Genomic DNA, 19,960 nt, shown 5'->3' with positions numbered 1-19,960 from the left:
TGTATAAATCTTTAATTTAATTAGGTGCTTAGATGTTAAGGGCGTTAGGCGTTAAGGATTAACTTGCCGCTTTTAGTACGGCGCAACACATAGCGGCGCTGTTCATGGTGAATAACCAATTGGCCTGAGCTGCCAAGTAATTCTTGGCTATCCACCTCGCGGGGCGTCGAGGCCGACGTATCTCCCTGACCAGTGCCCTTTGCGGGTAACTGCATGAGAGAGTAACTCCTATGTTAATGATAACTATTAGCGTTAATTTAGCAGAGTTGCAGACATCCCTCAATAGGTTTGGGGAGTAAAGGTGGCTAGCGTTCGACCGTTCTTCATCTAAATGCAGGCGCTCCGTCATCGTGCTGTCATTAAGCTTCTTTAGTGTCTCCTAACGTTCAATCGTTGACTTACAAACGATCAGGGGGAGACCAAAATGAGTAAAGAGATCGAAGATCATCGCCTGTTTAACCACAGCGGCAACCAACCTTTCGCCGATGTATTGGCGCGCCATGTATCCCGGCGCGATGTGATGCGGGGTGGTTTGAGCATGGCGGCTGCCTCGATGCTTAGTTTTGGCGGTGCTGCTCAAGCGCTTGCCTCAAGCGGCGCCCAAAAAACACCTCTGACACTGGCGTTTGAAGCGGTTCATGGGTCGCTCACCGATGCCGTGGTGGTGCCGGAAGGTTACGTGGCCCAAGTCTTGGTGCCCTGGGGAACGCCGTTAAGCGCTGGCGAAAGTTGGCAGTCTGACCAGCCAATGACCGCCGAGCGTCAAGCCTCTAGTGTGGGCATGCACCACGACGGTATGGCCGGTTTTGCCCTGGATGCTGACAATGCCTCGCGTCGTTTTGTGCTGGCACTCAACAACGAATATATCGACCAGGCAGCGCTATGGGCGCCTCAAGGCGGCCCCACCAATGCGGATGAGGGGCAGCGCCCGGCGGAGGAGTCGCGTACCGAAATCAATGCTCATGGCGTTACCATGGTTGAGGTTGAAAAAGACGCCAACGGCCACTGGGCGCATGTGCCAGGGTCGCGCTATAACCGCCGTTTGACGAGCGCAACGGTGATGGATTTGGCTGGGCCTGTGGCGGGTAGTGATTACGTCAAGACGCGCTTTTCCCCAGCGGGTGCTCAAACCCGCGGTACTAATAACAACTGTGGCAATGGGGTAACGCCCTGGGGCACCTATATTGCCTGCGAAGAGAACTGGCCAAACATCTTTGTTCATACTGGCGAGCGCTTCCAGGACGACGCGCGCATCGGTATTCCCACTGAACGCGGCCGCTATGCCTGGGAAACCTCGGCGGGTGACGCTTCAGAGCAGAACGATGAGTTTGCCCGCTTCGATATTACCCCCCGCGGCGAGCGCGCCGAGGATGACTACCGTAACGAAGCGCGTACCTTCGGCTATCAGGTAGAAGTCGATCCTTACAGCGATGCCCTTGCGGTTAAGCGTACGGCACTTGGGCGTTTCCGCCATGAAGGGTGCTGGTTAGGCAAGCTGGAAGCTGGTCAGCCAGTGGTCTATTACTCAGGCCACGATGCCCGCAACGAGTACGTATATAAATACGTCTCCGATGCCGCCTGGGATCCCGCCGATGCCAACCGTCCCGGGGAGAATTATGACCGTCTTGCCATCGGCAGCAAGTATATGGATAACGGCACCCTCTATGTGGCCCGTTTTCACGCCGATGGCAGTGGTGAGTGGCTGCCGCTGACACCTGATGCGCAAACACAGGACGGCCAAACGCTGGCAGCGGCCTTAGGCCTGGCTGAGGACGATTTAGCCGGTGTGATTATCAATACCTGCGACGCGGCAGACTTAATGGGTGCCACGCCGATGGATCGTCCCGAATGGGCGACCGTTGATCCGGCTTCGGGGGATGTTTACCTCACCTTAACCAACAACACGCAACGCACAGGTGAAGAAACAGCACCGACCTATACCAACGGTGGCGATAGCTTGGAGCAGGTGGGGGTGGGTTACGACTTGGCACCCACTAATGCGGCTAATCCACGTGCCAATAACGAGGCTGGGCACATTATCCGTTGGCGCGAAAGCCGTTTACCGAATGCCTTTACCTGGGAGGTGTTTGTGTTTGGCGCGGCGGTTGACGATGCTGATAACCACTCGGGCTTAACCGCAATGAACCAGTTTGCCAGCCCCGATGGGCTTTGGTTTGACGAGCGCGATGATGGTCAGGGCATTCTCTGGATTCAGACCGATAACGGTTATGACGGCATCACGGAGTACACCAACGACCAGCTGCTCGCGGTGGTACCTAATGGTCTTGACGATATCCAGGGTACCGGCCCGGTGATTAACAATAGCAATCAGCAGCAGCTCAAGCGCTTTGCGGTGGGGCCGAACGGCTGTGAAGTCACCGGCATATTTGCCACGCCGGATAAAACCGCGCTGTTTATTAACATTCAGCATCCGGGTAACTGGCCCGCCGACGGTGGCGCGCTGACCCAAGACGCCACCGTTGCAGCTAATGGTCAAGTACGTCCTCGGGCATCGACCGTTGTGATTCAGAAACGCGACGGTGGGCCGATTGGGGTTTAAAAATACCAAGCGTTCTTAAGGGTTTCATTAAAAGCTTCGAACCTCTCCCGGGTTCGAAGCTTTTTAATTCTAGGCTGGGTGAGCCTGACGCTTTTTCTGTCGGGCTTCTAACGCCTGAATGGCATCGACTCTTAATGGCAGCTGGCTAGCCCAGCGAATATCTTCGCGGCTATGACCCATATCCCGCAGTAATTGGTCGTCGCAGGCCAGTAGCGGCACTATATGGCGACGGAAAAGCCAACGCCGCTTGCAGTGCCACCAGCCCATATCGACCGCGCGAATTAGCCTCATCGACGGCATGGCAGGCATGCAAAAATGTAGTTGGGGTGGCTTGGGTGGCGGCGCCAGACGGCTAGCTTTTTCCCAGGCGTGATGGGCATGTTGGGTTGGAGCTTCAGACTTCATTGCGCACCTCCATTTTCACAGCAGCTGTGCAGTCAACGGCGCCAGGACGCTAACTGGGCAGCTGTGATCTGTGATGAATAAGTGGGAGGGTCGCGACCTCTGGTTATCAGCTTGGCGCTTAGCCTTGGATCAATCAAACGAAAAGAACTACACTGAGGGTTAAGTTTTTCTGAAAGGTGGGTGTGATGAACCAACTGTCGACCATGGCTCCCAGCCGGGCTGCCTTACCGCTACTGGATAGCGAGGTGCTGCGCACCTTTGTGACGATTGCGGAGAGCGGTAGCTTCACCCGCGCCGCCCAGCAGCTATTTCGAACCCCTTCCGCGCTGAGCATGCAGATCAAACGCCTGGAAGAGACTCTGGGACAGACGCTATTTGTACGCGAAGCACGCCACGTGCGACTGACGGCAGAGGGGGAAGTGCTGCTTGGCTATGGACGGCGACTGCTTAAACTCAATGCGGAAGCGGTTACCCAATTCTTAGCCCCCACCATAGAAGGGCGCGTGGGGTTGGGGATAACTGACGACGTCGTAGGACGTATTCTGCCCACTGTGCTCGCCCAGTTCGCCCGCTCGCATCCAGCAGTTCAGGTCGATGTAGTAGTGGGGCGCAGCAAAGATTTGCTTGCCCAGCTGGATGAGGGAGAGCTGGATCTGGCCCTGGTGATGAGCGTAGAGCCTGGTCAGGCACCGCGCGGCGACGTCGTCCATAGCGAACCGTTAGTATGGGCGGGCCGTGAGGATGGTGTTGCCGTTAAGAGAACGCCATTGCCGGTGACCTTGGCCCAACAGGGGTGCGCGTGGCGTAGGATCGCGCTCAACGCCCTTAATCATGCCGGGATTAATTACCGGATCGCTTACTCCTGCGACCACTGCGCCGGGCAGGAAGCCGCTATGCTGGCTGACTTGGCCGTGACGGCCTTCCCAAAAAGCTTGATTCGGCCGCCGCTCAAACGTCTTCATAACGATTCACTTCCACCGCTAGGTGATTATCAAGTGGCGCTGGTGAAGCGTGCAGGCAGTGGCGATGCCAGCGATGTATTGGCTGAGCGGGTGGTAGAGGCATTTCGGGAGAGTTGAGCCCACGTCATGTCATCTGAAGAGGTTGCCAAGTCGGCTAACGGGGTGCTGCACTTAATTCGCTGTCACTTTCATAAGTTAGATTGGTTTCCCAGCTTTCACTACTAATGGCAATGGCTGCATGAATGCCTGCGCTATCGCCCGCTTTGAAGGCTTTATAGATCGCTTTGTGGTCTTTTAAGGCGGTTTCCGGCAGTGAGCGCATGGAGGTTTCCAGCGCGGCCTCAATCAGTTGCAGTAAAGTCTCTCCGACGCGGATGGTCATGGGATTATGGGTGCTGTGCAGAATGGCGCGATGGAAGGCAATATCGTGCTTGGAGGTTTGAGCACCTGCCCGGATCGCCTCTTCCATGGCGTCGATACTCTGCTGAATGCGCTGATGATCCTCTCCCGTTGCCCCGCTCATTGCTTGAAGGGTGTAAGCCGGTTCAAACATGCGGCGAAACTCCAGTACATCCCGTGTCATACCTCGCGCCAGGATCATCCCGAACGCCATTGGATCGACGAGCGGTGTGCCGGGTTCGCGGCGAATCATGGTGCCTTGGCCCCGTTTGACTTCGACAATCCCTATTGCTTGCAGCATCTTAATGGCTTCACGCACGCTGGATTTACCTATGCCCAGAGTGTGAGTGAGTTCCGTTTCTGAGGGTAGGTAATCCCCTGGCTTAAGATCGCCTCGTATTAGAGCGCTTTTAATACGCTCTAGCAGCTGCAGTGCAACTGAACTGCGATCCATCGAATCTCCAAAAGAGGTTGTACTGGTCGAGTTAATCTCGGGCTGGCGTTTAAAACTCATGTGGGCCTCGCGTGGCTCATCGGTGTTTTCTGCATTTTATCAATGCCCTAAGCCTAGCGGCTTAAGCCGCTCGCTGGCATATATTTAAAAGACATATATTTATGTCCCATTGTTTTATGGGCCTGTCTTGCTAATGGGTTGTTCTTTAGTCTAGTCTGAAATCAGACATCTGATGTCTGTTGTTTGTTCAGAAAGATATAAAACACGAGAACCTGAATGACCAAAAAGCACATCGTGGTATTGACCACGGGCGGCACGATTGCCAGCAAGCCCAGTGACTCAGGGCGAAGCCAGTCAGGGGCTTTAAGCGGCGAGCAGTTGCTGGATCAGGTGGCACTGCCGAAGGGCGTCGACGTTACGTTAGAAGTGATATCGATCCTGCAGAAACCCAGCAATGCCGTCACCCTCGCCGATCTTGCTGAACTCCATTATCAAGGGCGGAGAGCATTGTTGCGGGCGGATGTGGACGGTCTGGTCATCACTCACGGCACCGATACGTTGGAAGAGACCGCTTACTTTCTTTCGCTCACGCTGCCGGCGGATAAACCTTGTGTCATCACCGGTTCTCAGCGGGCGCCTCACCAGCTAGGTACCGACGCCTTTAAAAATATCTGCGATGCCATCGTGGCGGCGGCAAGCCCCCAGCTGAGTCAGCTTGGTTGTGTCGTGGCGTTCAACGAGTCGCTGTTTGCGGCGCGTCATGCCCGCAAAGTGAGCAGTTTCCAGTTGCATGGGTTTGACGCCCCAGGCGCTGGTTCGCTGGGGTATATCGACGGTCACCGATTAAAGCTTTATCACGCGGCAACTGCGATTGAGCCCGCCATTGAAGGCTGGGATACCCCTCTGCCGCGTGTCGATCTACTGCCCGCCTATCTGGATGCCTCACCAGCACTGCTGAAAGCATGCGTGGAGAGTGGGGCGAAGGGGGTGGTGATCGATGGTTTAGGCCGGGGCCATGTGCCCCCTGGTTGGATGAACGACATACGAGCATTGGTTAGCGCAGGCGTCCCTGTCGCGGTCGTGAGTAGCTGCGCTCAAGGACCGGTGAATACCAGTTATGAGTTTAGCGGCAGCCTGGCCGATTTAATGTCTTCTGGGGTGATCGCGCTCAACGATATCAGTGCACGCAAGGCAAGGCTTGCCCTCGCCTTGCTGCTGAGTAGTACCCCGCGCGAAGCGCTGGGGGATGCGATGGAACGCTTGATGGCGTGAGCGGCCTTTCAACCTTGCTCAACGGCAGTAACAGGAAACTAAAAAGCAATTAACCATAACTAAATAAGGTGCTGGACATGAAACTAACGCTGACAAAAGCCTCCCTCTCCGCTGCTATTGCTGTCGCTTCTCTAAGTGCGGCTCAACTCCATGCGGCTGACTATACCTTTAGCTTCGCCCACGTGTTGATTGAAGAAACGCCAAACGGCCAAGCGGCGTTGCGCTTTAAAGAGGAGGTAGAGGAGAAATCCGACGGTCGTATTGAGATTAACGTACTGCCCGCTGCTCAAGTGGGGGGCGACGTTGAAATCATTGAGCAGATTCAGATGGGCCTGGTTGATATCGGTATTCCACCCACGGCTACGCTGGGCAACTTTGAGCCGCGTATGCAGATTTTGGATCTGCCGTTCTTGATTGCCGATTACGACACCATGGTGGAAACCCTGGATGGTGAAGTGGGTCGCGAAATCCTCGATACCCTGAATGGCCATAATATGTACGGCGTCAACTTCTGGGGCGCAGGTTTCCGTCATATCACCAACAATGACCGCCCGATCGAAAACCCCGAAGATATGGACAGTATCCGCATGCGTACCATGCAGGCGCCGATTATCATCTCCACCTATGAAAACCTGGGGGCTAACGCCACCGCCATGGCTTTCACCGAGGTTTACAACGGCCTGCAGCAGGGCGTGGTGTCGGGGCAGGAAAACCCACTGGCCAACATCTACACCATGCGTTTCCACGAGGTGCAGGATTATCTCTCGCTGACCAATCACGCCTACCACGCCTATGCGGCGGTAATAAATCAGGACTCCTGGGACTCTCTGCCGGAAGATCTGCAAGCGGTCATGCTGGAAGCCTTCGATAACGGTCGAGACACGTCACGGGCGCTAACGCTGCAGGACGAAGAGACCATCATGGAAGAGATCAAAGACGAAATTGCGATCAACGAACTCACCCCTGAACAGCGCAGCGCCTTTATTGAAGCCAGCATGCCGGTGCACGAAGAGTACGAAGAAATCGTCACTACCGAGCTGCTGCATAAGGTCTATGACGCGGTGGGTATCGAGTATTGATCCAACGGGTCTGCTAAGACCTGGCTCCTCTCTTCTTACCCCTTTCAGGGTGTGGATATCTCATGTTCGAAGCGCTCAACAAATGTCTTGATCGCTTGGAAAGTGTGGCGATGGTCGTTTTCATGTCGATTGCGACCATCCTCACTACCATCCAAGTCGTGTATCGCTACGGCTTTAGCGGTTCGCTATTTTGGGCTGAAGAAGTCGTTATTTACTCCATTATCTGTATGAGTTTTGTCGGCGCCAGTATGGGTGTGCGCCATGGCACGCATATTTCGGTGGATGTACTGAATGCCATTGCCTCGCCCGCTGTGAACCGCTGGTTGCACATGATCGCAGCACTGATCGGTATCGTGTTCGCTGGCTTCATGACCTATTACGGCTTTGTGCTCTATTTCAGTACGCTGGATCGCGGCCAATTGACTGCGGCACTCCGCCTGCCAATGGCATGGTTCTATCTACCGATTGGCATATCCGGTGTGCTGCTGATTCTGCGTTATCTATGGGTCATCAATGAAGTCTGGAAAAAGCCTCCGGTAGGACTCTCCGAAGAGCTTGTAGCCGGTTCGGATAAGCTCATTTAACCCCTGGAGAGCGACCATGATTACTGCATTATTACCGATCTTTTTTGCCGTTCTACTGCTCGGGCTGCCCATCTTTGCTTCCTTGGCATTGGCGGTGTTTCTTGCCATTGAATTCTTTGGTGCCACCAATCCGGTCATCGTGCCGATGCGCATGTTTACCGGTATGAACAACTTTTCGCTGATGGCGATTCCGTTCTTTATTTTGGCGGCGGAGTTAATGCGGATTGGCGGACTTTCCGACCGATTGATCAATCTTGCCAAGGCGCTGGTAGGGTGGGTACCTGGAGGCTTGGCAGCGGCTACCGTGCTGTCATGCCTCTTCTTTGGGGCCATTTCCGGTTCGAGCCCGGCTACGGTGGTGGCGATTGGTTCGATCATGTTCCCCGCACTTGTCGCTGCTGGCTACGATAAACGCTTTGCGATTGGGTTGATCGCCACTGCCGGTACCTTGGGGCCGATCGTACCGCCGAGTATTGCGTTGATTATCTACGGCTCAGTGACCGGTACTTCGGTAGGGCGGCTGTTTGCAGCGGGCCTGCTGCCTGCCATTGTGATTGCCTCTATTCTCATCGCCTACTGCATCGTCTTTAGCAGCATCAAAGGCTATGAACGCGCCCCTTTCCCTTCGCTGCGGCAAATTTTAGTCGCCTTTAAAGATGCTGCCTGGGGCCTTGGGCTGCCGGTGATTCTGCTGGGGGGGATCTACAGTGGCGTCTTTACCCCGACCGAATCGGCAGCGGTCGCCTGCGTATATGGCCTGTTTGTCGGCATGGTGGTCTATCGCACCATTAACGTAACAGAACTGATGGGAACGCTAAGAAGCTCTGGTTTGATTTCCGCCACGCTACTGCTGATTACCGCTGGGGCCTCTGCTTTCTCTTGGCTACTTGCGATTACCGGTACGCCCAGCCAGTTGGCAGGCGAAGTGCTGTCGTGGACCGACGATCCGTTTCAGGTCATGGCGCTGTTTAATGTTGTGATGATCGTTGCTGGCTTCTTCCTCGATAGCGCCTCCGCCATCATCGTGCTCTCGCCGTTGCTGCAGCCTATTGCGGCCCAGGTGGGCGTGGACCCGGTGCATTTTGGGGTGATTACGCTGATCAACTTCTCGGTCGGAATGATTACACCGCCGGTTGGGTTGAACCTGTTCGTTGCCATGGCGATATCCAAAATGTCACTGCAGGAGGTGTTTAAAGCCTGCTTGCCGCTGATTGGTTTGATGCTGCTAGCGCTAATTATAATTACCTACGTTCCGTGGCTAAGTACCTGGCTGCCCTCGCTAATTTATTAATGAATTGCTTGAATACGTTAATCAATAAGGACAACGAACCATGAGCAAAACGATTGCACAAGCGGTCGCCGAGCAAGGGCTTACGTTACCGTCAATTCCAACGCCGCGTGGCCTATTTCTGCCCTGGTCCCGGTTGGGCAACCAATTGTTTTTAGCGGGCCAGATCTGTGAGCGTGACGGTGATGTTCTCTATCCTGGCAAGGTGGGGGGTGAGTTCGATCTTGAAACCGGAAAACTAGCGGCCCAGGCGTGCGCTTTGAACCTCTTGGCTGAATTGAGCGATGCTGTCGATGGCGACTTCTCCCGCGTGGTGCGCTGCGTGCGCATGAATGGTTTCGTCAATGTGGCGCCGGGCTTTCACGATGTGCCGCTGGTGATCAACGGGGCATCCGAGCTTTTTGTCGCGCTATTTGGCGATGCAGGGCGTCACGCTAGAACCGCCATCGGGGTCGCGACACTACCCGGCAATGCGGCGGTGGAAGTCGAAGCTATTTTTGAAGTGCGTTAAGCACCCATAGAGGTATGTAAAGCATGCAGGATTCACCCATTTTTCTACCGTTGCGTGAGCAGCGCGAGCGGCTTCGGGCGGGCACGCTGACGGCTACCGCGTTGGCCGAAGCGGCAATCGCTGCTTATCAGCAGCGCGGCAAACAAGACCACGCCTACCTCACCTGGAACGGTGAGCAGGCACTGGCAATGGCAAAATCGGCCGATGCGGTGCTCGCTCAAGGTGGTGATGCGGGGGCGCTAATGGGCATGGCGGTATCGATCAAGGATATCTACGCCGTGACGGGGCTGCCGACTTATGCGGGCTCTTCCCAACGGCTGCCGAAGCGCTGGGAGCGTCCTGGCCCGTTGGTGAGCGCGCTATTGAAACAGCTGCCTTCCGTGATGGGTAAAACTCACTCCGTTGAGTTTGCCTTTGGTGGTTTGGGTACCAATGCCCACTGGGGGGCGCCGCGCAATCCATGGGATGTTCATCAGCACCGCACGCCTGGCGGCTCCAGCTCCGGCGCGGGTGTTTCGTTAGTGGGCGGCACGGCAAGCTTGGCGTTGGGCACCGACACCGCCGGTTCAGTGCGCATTCCTGCCTCTATGACCGGCGTGGCGGGATTGAAAACTACCGCCGGGCGCTGGTCGACCGAGCAGATTGTGCCGCTTTCAAGCACGCTGGATACCCCAGGGCTACTGGCGCGTCGGGTCGATGATCTTGCCTTTACGTTTGATGCATTGGATGGCGGCCTTTGCGGTCAGGACGATCGAGTGCCCGCAACACCAACGCTTGCCGGTTTGACCTTTGGGGTGCCAGAAACATTTTTCTGGGATGACTGCAGTCCAGGTATCGCGGAAACGGTACGCGCTGCCATAAAGCAGTTGGAAGCCGCTGGGGCGCGAATCATCACCTTAGAGTTACCCGGCATCGACGAAGCGTACGAGCTATTCAAACTGGGCGGGGTGGCTGCGCCGGAATTGGCAGCGTTTCTAAAGACTGAACTGCCCGAGATGATTGATTCCCTGGATCCTAACGTCGCCGCCCGCGTTAAAGCGGCAGATGACATGCCCGCCTGGGAGTATGTGCGTCGTCGCACGATTTTGGACTCGCTCTATCAATCGGCCGCCGCTCGCATGGCCGATATAGATGCGGTGCTGACGCCTACGGTGGCGATTACCCCGCCCACTATCGAAAGTCTTGAGCCAGAAGGCGCCTATCCCAAAGCCAATATGCACGCCCTGCGCAACACGGTGATCGCTAATTTCCTTGGTCTGTGTGCCTTGACCTTGCCGGTGGGAAAAGATGCTGCAGGCATGCCCGTAGGACTGCAAGTGCTGGCCGGGCCGTGGCAAGACGCCAAACTGCTGGCCATTGGTCAGGCAATTGAAAACGAACTGGGATCAGGCTTGGAAATTCTTGGTCAACCGCCAGCGGTGTAAACGCTGAAGTGGCCTAAGTACTGCCGCCGATTTGGAGCGTAAAGCCCACATTGTGCTGGCGGCGGTAGACGTTTTTACCGCTTAGCCGCCGAATGAGTTCTTTGGCGGCTAAGCGGCCCATTTCTTCTCTGGGGGAGAGAATAGTGGTGAGCTGAGGGGTTACATGCTGACCAAGCGGCAGGCCGTTAAACCCGGCAATAGCGATATCCCCCGGCACGTTAAGTCCTTGGCGCTGAGCAGCCAGTAGGGCGCCGGCCGCCAAATCGTCGTTGGCAAAGTGAATGGCCTGTGTATGGGGATATTGCTCGAGCACTTGGGCCAGCCCTTCCGCGCCCGCTTGCAGGCTGCCCAAGGTGTCTAATTCCAGCAGTGGGGCATCGACCCCTTTCTCCTTTAGTACTGCTTTATGTCCATCAAAACGCATGCTGGCGCGGTAGTCCTGAGCTAGCCGTGCGCCCACATAAACAATATGGCGGTAGCCTTTGTCGGTCAGATGGGTAGCCATACAGCGGCCGGCGGCCACGTGATCCAGCCCGACATTCAAATCCATGCCCTGACCCAGTTCCATGACTTCCATAATGGGATGATCCCAGTTCGCCAGCAACGTATGGCACGCCGAGTTATGGCGCAGCCCTGCCGTGACCAGTGCCGAGCATGACCAGCCCAGAAAAGTACGCACCAACTGATACTCGCGATCTAGATCGTAATCGGTATTACCCAGCAGTATCTGGTAGCCCTCTGCTTCCAGTGTTTCCTGCAAACCCTTGATGACTTCCACAAACACGCTATTGATGAGTGAAGGCACGATCACGGCAATCAGTCGCGAGCGGGAAGAAGCCAGGCTACCTGCAACCAGATTGGGGACGTACCCCAAACTCTCCACGGCCTGGAGAACACTGCGCCTTGCACTATCGCTAACTTTATCGGGGTAGTTCAGTGCCCGTGATGCGGTGATCGGTGATACCCCTGCCACTTGAGCAACGTGGCTGAGCGTGACTTGGTCGGAGCTTCGGCGCTGCCTGGTGTTGGTGGGCAAGTCAGCGTTAGGCGAGTCTTTAGACATTGGTCGCAGTGCCCTAATGTTCAGCTTGTTGTTGCGCAGAGAATAATCTAAAACGAATGGTAGCGCTATCATGACAGCGCTACCATGACGCTTTTAATAACACCGCGACGATAGCAAAAAAAACAACAACACTTTCAATAAAGCGAGGTGTCGGCAGGTGAGTCAACACGATCAACAATCACTTCAAGTAGGCGTTATTGGCCTGGGTGCCATGGGCATGGGCACTGCTACCGTATTGCTCCAACGCGGGATTAAAGTCACGGGCTGCGATATCTCTGTAGACGCTCGCGATGCCTTCGTGGCGGCAGGGGGCCGCAGTGTTGCCACGCCTTCTGAGCTTGCCCACTGCCATATTGTGTTGGTGGTTGTGGTTAACGGTTTACAGGTTGAGCAGGTGTTGTTCGGAGAGCAGGGCGTGGTCAGCCAATTAGCACCGGGCAGTCTTATTATGCAGTGTGCCACGGTGGCGCCCAGTCAAGCCAAACAGCTAGGTGAGCGCTTGTCGGCACAGGGCTTAATGATGCTGGATGCGCCGATTAGTGGTGGCGCGGCGAAAGCTAAAAGCGGTGAGCTATCGGTCATGGCCTCCGGCGCACCGGAAGCCTTTACGTGTGCACAGCGAGTACTTGATGCCATGGCTGCCAAGGTCTACCGCCTTGGCGATGCCCCCGGGGTGGGCTCCAGTATGAAGTTGGTCAACCAGTTGCTGGCTGGCGTGCATATCGCCACCGCTGCGGAAGCCATGGCGCTGGGCATTCGTATGGGGCTCGACCCCGAGGTTATTTATGACGTCATCACCCACTCGGCGGGTAATTCCTGGATGTTCGAGAACCGCGTGCCGCACATTCTTAGTGGTGACTACACGCCGCTGTCGGCGGTGGATATCTTCGTCAAAGATCTCAATATCGTGCACCAAACCGGCCGCGAGCTAGCGTTGGCAACGCCGGTGGCGTTCAGTGCACTGCAGCAGTTTACCGCTGCTAGCGGCGCAGGCTTTGGCCGTGAAGATGATTCAGCGGTGATCAAGGTTTATCAGCGGCTCTCCGGCATCGCCTTGCCGGAAGCCGCCAACGATGCCCAAGGAGCCTGATAAAAATGGGTATGGGAGCGAACATCGTATTAGGCGCTATTGCCGACGACTTCACCGGGGCCACCGACCTTGCTAATAACCTGGTGCGCGGCGGCATGCGCTGCCTGCAGGTGATTGGCGTACCGCAAGAAGAGATCGACCTCGCTGATATCGATGCGGTGGTCGTGGCACTCAAATCCCGTTCCTGCCCGGTAGAGGAAGCAGTTAATGATTCGCTCGCTGCGTTAAATTGGCTGCAAAAGCAGGGTGCCCGCCAGCTGTTCTTCAAGTACTGCTCCACCTTTGATTCCACCGATCAGGGCAATATCGGCCCGGTGGCGGATGCTTTGTTGGAAGCGTTGGGCGCTTCCCAGACGGTGATGGTGCCTGCCTTCCCGATCAATGGCCGCACAGTTTACCAAGGCCATCTGTTTGTGGGCGACCGTTTGCTCAACGACAGCGGCATGCAGCACCATCCATTGAACCCCATGCAGGACGCGGATTTAGTGCGTGTGCTTGCCCGCCAAACGCCGCACCCGGTGGGGTTGGCCAACCGCGCAGTGCTTACCCAAGGATCAACGGCAACCCGTGCTCATTTATCTGCGCTGGAAGCACAAGGCATTCGCCATGTGATCTGTGATTCCCTGGACGAGCAGGATCTGGACGTACTGGCCGAAGCGACAGTGTTAATGCCCTTGGTCACCGGCGGTTCTGGCCTGGGGCAGGCATTGCCTGCCCAGTACCGTGCCCAGGGCTGGTTAGCCACCATCACTGAACCGGGGCGTTTATCGCCTGCCTCGGGCGGGGGGTTGGTGCTGTCCGGCAGTTGCTCACGGCCCACACTGGCCCAGGTGGCGGATTTTCTGGCCAAGCACCCTGATGGTGGCTTTGCCCTGGATCCCTTGGCGCTGGCGGAAGGTGAACAACAGCAGACGCAGGCGCTGGCGTTTGCTCGGCAGCGGCTATCTGAACAGGCGCCGGTACTGATTTACGCCTCGGCAGAGCCAACCAACGTAGCCGCGGCACAGCAAGCGTTAGGGGCCGCGCGTGCCGGGCAGGTCGTGGAAGAAGCATTGAGCCAACTGGCGGTGACGCTGGTCGATGAAGGCGTAGGCCGGTTACTGGTGGCGGGGGGCGAAACCTCCGGTGCTGTGGTCTCGGCGCTGGGCATTACCACTCTGCGCATCGGCGAGCAGATCGATCCCGGCGTGCCCTGGACCCAAGCCCCGCTAGCAGGCAGCGAAGCACCGCTGTCGCTAGCGCTGAAGTCCGGCAACTTCGGTGGCGTCGATTTCTTTACCCGGGCGTTTGAGGTGCTGGCATGAGCCTCCACTTGCATCGCCATCCTCAGAACCTAGTGCGGGAGCAGATCAGCACCCTGGGCAAATCGCTGTTTGACCGCGGTTTGACCATGGGCTCCAGCGGCAATATCAGCGTACGGCTAGACGATGGCGGCTGGCTGATGACACCGACCAACGCCTGTTTGGGAAGGTTAGACCCGGCGCGCATTTCCCATTTGGATAACAACGGCCAACTGTTGAGTGGCGATAAGCCCACCAAAGAGCAGTTCTTGCATATGGCAATGTACGAAGAGCGCCCGCAGTCCGGTGCCATCGTGCATCTTCACTCCACGCACTCGGTGGCGGTCTCCTGTTTGCCGGAAGTCGATCCCTGCGACTGCATTCCGCCGCTGACCGCCTATTACGTGATGCGGGTGGGCAAGCTACCGCTGGTGCCGTATCACATCCCCGGCGATCCAGCACTGGGCGATGCAGTGCGGGGCTTAGCGGGTCAACACAGCGCGGTACTGTTGGCCAACCACGGCCCGGTGGTAGCGGGGAAAAACCTCGAGGCGGCGGTGTACGCCACCGAAGAACTGGAAGAGACCGCCAAGCTCTATCTGCTATTGCGAGGCGAGAACCCTCGGGGGCTGACGCCGGAGCAGGTGGCTGAGCTGGAAGCACGCTTTCCACGGGATTAGCGACGCGTTTAACAATGACGTACTTAACAACAAGAGCACCACGATGATTCGATTAGCCGCCAACCTCAGCATGCTGTTTAACGAGCACGCCTTTATCGATCGCTTTGCTGCCGCTGCGGACGCGGGCTTTAAAGGTGTCGAATATCTATTTCCCTATGCGTTTTCCCCGGAAGAGTTGCGCCATGCGCTGCAGGAAACGCAATTGGAACAGGTGCTGTTCAACCTGCCGCCGGGAGATTGGGATGGCGGGGAACGGGGGCTGGCGAGCCTACCTGGCCGAGAAGGGGAATTTCGTGACTCGGTGGTAGAGGCACTGCGTTATGCCGAGGCGCTCAACTGCCCCCGCGTGCATGCCATGGCTGGCCTGTTACCTGAAGGTGCCGATGCCGCGACGAAAGCTGAGCATCAGGTGGCCTATATTCGCAATTTGCGTTTTGCGGCGGGTGAGGCGGCGAAAGTCGGTCGAGAGGTACTCATCGAACCCATTAATACCCGCGATATGCCGGGATTTTTCCTGTCTCGCCAAGCGCAAGCCATGGCAGTGCTGGACGAAGTGGGGGCGGAAAATCTCAAGTTACAGTTTGATCTCTACCACTGCCAGATCATGGATGGCGATTTGATTCGCCACCTTGAACGCCAGTTCAGCGCTATCGGCCATATCCAAGTCGCAGGTGTGCCAGAGCGCCACGAGCCGAATGTTGGAGAAGTGCACTACCCCGCCATTTTTGAGCGATTGAGTGCGCTGGGCTACACCGGCTGGATCGGCTGTGAGTATCGCCCCAAAGCAGAAACCCGTGCGGGGCTAGGGTGGGGCAAAGCTTGGGGGCTAACCACTCACTGATATTCGCCAGGCCAAATAACAAACGAGAAAAACGCAAACAATAACAACAGTGCATAGGAGCAAAACGATGCATATAGCCATTACCGGTGCGGCAGGCTTTCTAGGCCAGCGGTTAGTGCAACAGCTGCTGACTAGAGGTGAGCTTCGCCAGCAGCCGATTACTCGGCTAACACTGATTGATCAGATAGAAGCACCGTTGCCTAATGCGGGAAACGTCACTGTGACATCAAGGGCGCTGGATATTACCGAGTCCGGCGCACTGGATAGCGTACTGGAACAACGCCCTGACGTTATTTATCACCTCGCGGCGGTCGTGAGCTCTGCCGCAGAAGCCGATTTGGAACTCGGTATGCGGGTTAATTTCGATGCCACGCGGGCGCTGTTGGAAGGCTGCCGGAAGCAGTCACTGACCGATACTCGCTTGATAATGGCCAGCTCCGTGGCGGCCTACGGCGGTGAGCTGCCGGAAGTGTTGGATGATATGACGGCACTCCATCCGCAAAATTCCTACGGCGCCCAAAAAGCCATGTGTGAGCTGCTCATCAACGATTACAGCCGCCGTGGGCTTATCGACGGCCTAGTGCTGCGCCTACCCACCATTGTGATTCGTCCTGGCCGACCGAACGCCGCGGCCTCCAGCTTTGCTTCCAGCATTCTGCGTGAGCCGCTCAATGGCGAAGAGGCGGTTTGCCCGGTGCCCGTTGAACTGCCGATGTTTGTGATGTCGCCCGGCAAGGTGGTGGATGCGCTAATCCATGGTGCTGAGGTGCCGAGTGAGGCGCTGGCGCCTTTTAGAGCCTTTATGCTGCCGGGCATCACCGTCACGGTGGCCCAAATGCTGGAAGCGCTGGGTGACGTCGCGGGAGAAAAAGCGCTTTCCCTGGTACGCCATGAACCCGACCCACGCGTTGAAGCTATTGTGGCGAGCTGGCCCGCCCGGTTTGAAACCACGAAAGCCAAACAGCTCGGCTTTGTTGGCGATGACAACTTCAAGCAGATTATTGATGTGTTCGTTACTGAATCGAAGTGAGTTTCTGCCCTGCCGTAAGCGGTAGGAAACTGCCTGGGCGACACCCGCAGGCGGGTAAGTTGCCCCAACGACCACCCTCACAACAATATAAAGAGGGCACGACAATGACGAAGCAACACATGACACCAACACTCAAGCGCCATGTTCTGGTGGCAGCGATTAGCGGTATCGCCACGGCGGGTATCGCACTTCAGGCCCACGCGGCGACGGAAGTGAACCTGGGCCATACACTCTCCTCGACTTCGCACTACTCGGTAGGTGCCGATGCGTTTAAGGAGACGCTTGAGCGATTATCCGATGGCGAGTTCACGGTTACCGAGCACACCTCTGGGTCGCTGGGCGGCGAGCGGGAGATGATCGAAGGCCTGCAGATCGGCACGGTCGATGTGGTGATTACTTCCACTGGCCCGCTGGGTAACTTTGTGCCGGAAAGCTATGTGCTCGACCTGCCGTTCCTGTTTGAAAACTACGACCAGGCTCGCTGCGTGTTGGATAGCGAACTGGGCGATGAGCTGTTGGAAAAAATGGGCGAGCATGACTTGGTGGGTTTGGCGTGGTCTGAAAATGGTTTTCGCCACCTAACCAATAGCCAGCGCGAGATCGCCACGCCCGCGGATGCCGAGGGCCTGCGCGTACGCACCATGGAGAACGCGGTACACCAGGAAGCGTTCCGCCAGATGGGCGCCCGCCCAACGCCAATGGCGTTTCCTGAGCTGTTCACCGCGCTTCAGCAGGGCACTGTCGATGGCCAGGAAAACCCTATTACCGTCATCGTCGCCACTAACTTCTGGGAAGTGCAGGACTACCTCTCGCTCACTGGGCACGTCTACTCACCGGCCATCGTGCTGGGGTCGCCCATTCTGCTGGACGGTTTGAGTGATGAGGAGCGTGGTTGGTTTATGGAGGCCGCGGCGGCCTCTGCACAGGCAACCCGGGAAGAAGTGTCGCGCCTAGAGCGTGAAGGGGTAGCGCTGCTGGAAGAGAATGGCATGACGGTAAAAACCGATATCGACATCGCCCCCTTCCAGGAAGCAGTACAGCCCGCCTACGAGATATTTACCTCGGAATACGGCACTGAAATGCTTGAGCGCGTTCAGGAAACAGCCAGCGGTTGTTAAGTAACCCTGACAAGCGCTTCCCTACCTCGGCCTCCGGCATCTCGGAGGCCGCTTTGGCATGGTGACTTCTTATGCTAGCGGTCTTTCTTCGTTTTGAGCGCCAGTTAACCCGGCTCGCTATGCTGCTTGCCGTGGCGATGCTGGCGATCTCGGTGACGCTCAGTTTTTATCAGGTGCTCACCCGGTTTGTCTTCAATGCGCCTTCGACCTGGACGGAAGTGGCTTCTCGAGCGGCGATGATTTGGTGTGTGTTTCTGGCCGCAGCCGCCACCTTCAGGGGCGGTTATATGATGGCGGTAGAGGTCGTTTATAAGCTAGTGCCCACGCGCTTTCTGAGACTACTGGAAGTTGCCATTGTGGTGTGCTGCCTGCTGGTGTTGGTGGTGCTAATTCACTATGGCATTCAAATGACCATGCGGGTGAGCAATCAAACCATGTCAGGAATGAACATCTCGATGGCGTGGGCGTATGCAGCGATTCCAACGGGCTCTAGCTTTGCCATTGTGGCCGTGGTGGCGAGGCTGCTCGCACAGCTTGCTGGCCGGGAAAAGGTAGGCCCTGAAAATAGCGAGATCGTGCCGGAGGCTGAAACATCCCAGGATGCACCGCGACCAGAGCGGGAGGTACAGCCATGAATACGGTTATTGGCCTGTCGCTGATCATTCTGTTTACCTTCGGAGTGCCGATTGCGATTTCGATAATCCTGGCCTCGATTATCGGCATTGAATTCTTCACGCGCCTGCCACTGCTGCTGGTACCACAGCAGATGTTTATCGGTATCGATAAATTTCCGCTAATGGCGATTCCCTTTTTTATCCTCGCCGGAAATCTGATGGCCGCGGGGGGCATCTCTCAGCGCTTGGTGGACTTGGCAAAATCCATCGTTGGCCGGGTGCAGGGCGGGCTGGCCATGTCCTGTGTACTAACCTGCATGATGTTTGCGGCGGTGTCCGGGTCAAGCGTGGCGACCACCTTTGCGATCGGGGCTATCTTGATTCCCGCCATGGTCAAGCATGGTTATCCCAAGCCGCTGGCTGCCTCCATACAGGCCTCCTCAGCAGAGCTTGGGGTGCTGATCCCACCCTCGATTCCCTTGATCCTTTACGGCGTGAGTACCGATACCTCTATCGGACAGCTGTTTCTAGCGGGCATTGGCCCCGGCATACTGATTGGCTGTGCTCTGATCCTCTTTCTCTACCTGTTCTGCAAAGTGCGGGGCTACGGAAAAGACGACTATAAAGACAGCACCGGTTTTATGGTCTCGGTGAAGCGTGCCTGGGTCGCGATGCTGATGCCGGTGGTCGTGATTGGCGGTATCTATGGTGGGGTATTTACCCCAACGGAAGCCTCCGCCGTGGCCGTATTTTTTGCGCTGATCGTGGGTGGTTTCTACTACCGGGAACTAAAGGTCGACGACCTCTGGCCAATTATGCGCCAGAGCGTTGTCTCTACCGCGGCGGTCATGCTGATCATAGCTGCTGCCTCGCTCTTCAGCTTTCTGCTCAGCCGAACGGGGCTGCCTGCGCAAATTGCCACCCTAGTCACCAACACCATCAACGACCCGCTGCTGTTTCTGCTGGTGGTCAATGCGCTGCTGTTAGTCGTCGGTATGTTTATCGAAACCTCTGCCGCTATTTTGGTACTGGCGCCGATCTTGACGCCGATCGCTATTCAGTTTGGCATTCATCCGGTTCATTTTGGCCTGGTCATGGTGGTTAATCTGGCTCTGGGCATGATCACCCCGCCGTTGGGCGTGAACCTGTTTGCTGCCTGTGCGGTCGCCAAAATATCGATTGATCAAATGCTGCCCTGGCTGGTGCGCTTTGTGCTGGTGGTGCTGGCTTGCCTAATGGCGATTACCTATATGCCGTGGATTTCCATGGGGTTGGTGAACATCTTCTATGGTTAGTCAGTCGTTAT

General features: G+C 56.5%; 20 protein-coding genes. 16 read left to right on the top strand and 4 right to left on the bottom strand.

Going from position 1 to position 19,960, the window contains the following annotated elements:
* Nucleotides 1-44: 44 nt before the first annotated feature.
* A complete protein-coding gene (gene hemP, locus HZS80_RS06660; RefSeq protein WP_082072539.1) occupies nucleotides 45-215 on the bottom strand; it encodes a hemin uptake protein HemP in 171 nt (56 codons plus the stop codon).
* A 209-nt stretch (nucleotides 216-424) separates the two neighbouring features.
* Here hemP and HZS80_RS06655 point away from each other — a divergent pair, with 209 nt between their 5' ends.
* A complete protein-coding gene (locus HZS80_RS06655) occupies nucleotides 425-2,560 on the top strand; it encodes a PhoX family protein (protein ID WP_179915545.1) in 2,136 nt (711 codons plus the stop codon).
* Between the two features lie 69 nt (nucleotides 2,561-2,629).
* Here HZS80_RS06655 and HZS80_RS06650 read toward each other — a convergent pair whose 3' ends face one another.
* Nucleotides 2,630-2,965 (bottom strand): hypothetical protein, encoded by a 336-nt coding sequence (locus HZS80_RS06650; RefSeq protein ID WP_179915544.1) that lies wholly within the window; start codon nucleotides 2,963-2,965, stop codon nucleotides 2,630-2,632.
* 185 nt (nucleotides 2,966-3,150) lie between these two features.
* On the opposite strand from HZS80_RS06650, the gene HZS80_RS06645 reads away from it, so the two are divergent.
* Nucleotides 3,151-4,044: a LysR substrate-binding domain-containing protein gene (locus HZS80_RS06645; protein ID WP_179915543.1), complete on the top strand. Its 894-nt coding sequence runs from the start codon at nucleotides 3,151-3,153 to the stop codon at nucleotides 4,042-4,044.
* Between the two features lie 37 nt (nucleotides 4,045-4,081).
* Here HZS80_RS06645 and HZS80_RS06640 read toward each other — a convergent pair whose 3' ends face one another.
* The gene (locus HZS80_RS06640; RefSeq protein WP_246361768.1) at nucleotides 4,082-4,780 is read right to left on the bottom strand and encodes a FadR/GntR family transcriptional regulator; all 699 of its coding nucleotides are present in this window, start codon (nucleotides 4,778-4,780) and stop codon (nucleotides 4,082-4,084) included.
* A 276-nt stretch (nucleotides 4,781-5,056) separates the two neighbouring features.
* Between HZS80_RS06640 and HZS80_RS06635 the strand changes: the two genes are divergently transcribed.
* From HZS80_RS06635 to HZS80_RS06610, 6 genes are all read left to right on the top strand, one after another.
* Nucleotides 5,057-6,052 carry an asparaginase gene (locus HZS80_RS06635; RefSeq protein WP_179915541.1) on the top strand — a complete coding sequence of 332 codons (996 nt, stop codon included), beginning with the start codon at nucleotides 5,057-5,059 and terminating at the stop codon, nucleotides 6,050-6,052.
* 77 nt (nucleotides 6,053-6,129) lie between these two features.
* Nucleotides 6,130-7,131: a TRAP transporter substrate-binding protein gene (locus HZS80_RS06630; protein ID WP_179915540.1), complete on the top strand. Its 1,002-nt coding sequence runs from the start codon at nucleotides 6,130-6,132 to the stop codon at nucleotides 7,129-7,131.
* Between the two features lie 62 nt (nucleotides 7,132-7,193).
* A complete protein-coding gene (locus HZS80_RS06625) occupies nucleotides 7,194-7,715 on the top strand; it encodes a TRAP transporter small permease (RefSeq protein ID WP_113269261.1) in 522 nt (173 codons plus the stop codon).
* 16 nt (nucleotides 7,716-7,731) lie between these two features.
* Nucleotides 7,732-9,006 carry a TRAP transporter large permease gene (locus tag HZS80_RS06620; RefSeq protein WP_179915539.1) on the top strand — a complete coding sequence of 425 codons (1,275 nt, stop codon included), beginning with the start codon at nucleotides 7,732-7,734 and terminating at the stop codon, nucleotides 9,004-9,006.
* 40 nt (nucleotides 9,007-9,046) lie between these two features.
* A complete protein-coding gene (locus tag HZS80_RS06615) occupies nucleotides 9,047-9,514 on the top strand; it encodes a RidA family protein (RefSeq protein WP_179915538.1) in 468 nt (155 codons plus the stop codon).
* Between the two features lie 23 nt (nucleotides 9,515-9,537).
* The gene (locus tag HZS80_RS06610) at nucleotides 9,538-10,938 is read left to right on the top strand and encodes an amidase (RefSeq protein WP_179915537.1); all 1,401 of its coding nucleotides are present in this window, start codon (nucleotides 9,538-9,540) and stop codon (nucleotides 10,936-10,938) included.
* Nucleotides 10,939-10,951: 13 nt separating this feature from the next.
* On the opposite strand, the gene HZS80_RS06605 is transcribed toward HZS80_RS06610, so the two are convergent.
* Nucleotides 10,952-12,001: a LacI family DNA-binding transcriptional regulator gene (locus tag HZS80_RS06605; protein ID WP_179915536.1), complete on the bottom strand. Its 1,050-nt coding sequence runs from the start codon at nucleotides 11,999-12,001 to the stop codon at nucleotides 10,952-10,954.
* A gap of 157 nt (nucleotides 12,002-12,158) precedes the next feature.
* Between HZS80_RS06605 and ltnD the strand changes: the two genes are divergently transcribed.
* The 8 genes from ltnD (at nucleotide 12,159) to HZS80_RS06565 (ending at nucleotide 19,949) form a co-directional block, all read left to right on the top strand.
* Nucleotides 12,159-13,091: an L-threonate dehydrogenase gene (gene ltnD, locus HZS80_RS06600; RefSeq protein ID WP_179915535.1), complete on the top strand. Its 933-nt coding sequence runs from the start codon at nucleotides 12,159-12,161 to the stop codon at nucleotides 13,089-13,091.
* 5 nt (nucleotides 13,092-13,096) lie between these two features.
* Nucleotides 13,097-14,395, top strand: coding sequence for a 3-oxo-tetronate kinase (otnK, locus tag HZS80_RS06595; RefSeq protein ID WP_179915534.1), 1,299 nt, complete (start codon nucleotides 13,097-13,099; stop codon nucleotides 14,393-14,395).
* Nucleotides 14,392-15,051 (top strand): 3-oxo-tetronate 4-phosphate decarboxylase, encoded by a 660-nt coding sequence (gene otnC / locus HZS80_RS06590; protein ID WP_035560758.1) that lies wholly within the window; start codon nucleotides 14,392-14,394, stop codon nucleotides 15,049-15,051. Before otnK ends, otnC begins: the two co-directional genes overlap by 4 nt.
* Before the next feature lie 43 nt (nucleotides 15,052-15,094).
* Nucleotides 15,095-15,892 (top strand): 2-oxo-tetronate isomerase, encoded by a 798-nt coding sequence (gene otnI / locus HZS80_RS06585; protein ID WP_179915533.1) that lies wholly within the window; start codon nucleotides 15,095-15,097, stop codon nucleotides 15,890-15,892.
* 67 nt (nucleotides 15,893-15,959) lie between these two features.
* Nucleotides 15,960-16,922: a D-erythronate dehydrogenase gene (denD, locus tag HZS80_RS06580; RefSeq protein ID WP_179915532.1), complete on the top strand. Its 963-nt coding sequence runs from the start codon at nucleotides 15,960-15,962 to the stop codon at nucleotides 16,920-16,922.
* A gap of 104 nt (nucleotides 16,923-17,026) precedes the next feature.
* Nucleotides 17,027-18,040 (top strand): TRAP transporter substrate-binding protein, encoded by a 1,014-nt coding sequence (locus HZS80_RS06575; RefSeq protein WP_179915531.1) that lies wholly within the window; start codon nucleotides 17,027-17,029, stop codon nucleotides 18,038-18,040.
* Between the two features lie 71 nt (nucleotides 18,041-18,111).
* Entirely contained in the window at nucleotides 18,112-18,675 is a 564-nt protein-coding gene (locus tag HZS80_RS06570) for a TRAP transporter small permease (protein ID WP_179915530.1), read from the top strand.
* Complete coding sequence (locus HZS80_RS06565) at nucleotides 18,672-19,949, top strand: TRAP transporter large permease (RefSeq protein WP_179915529.1); 1,278 nt, start codon at nucleotides 18,672-18,674, stop codon at nucleotides 19,947-19,949. The genes HZS80_RS06570 and HZS80_RS06565 overlap by 4 nt, the downstream gene beginning before the upstream one ends.
* Nucleotides 19,950-19,960: the final 11 nt, after the last annotated feature.

It is taken from the genome of Vreelandella glaciei (genome assembly GCF_013415125.1).
In the GTDB taxonomy this organism is placed as follows: domain Bacteria; phylum Pseudomonadota; class Gammaproteobacteria; order Pseudomonadales; family Halomonadaceae; genus Vreelandella; species Vreelandella glaciei.
This window is presented reverse-complemented; position numbering and strand designations above follow the sequence as displayed.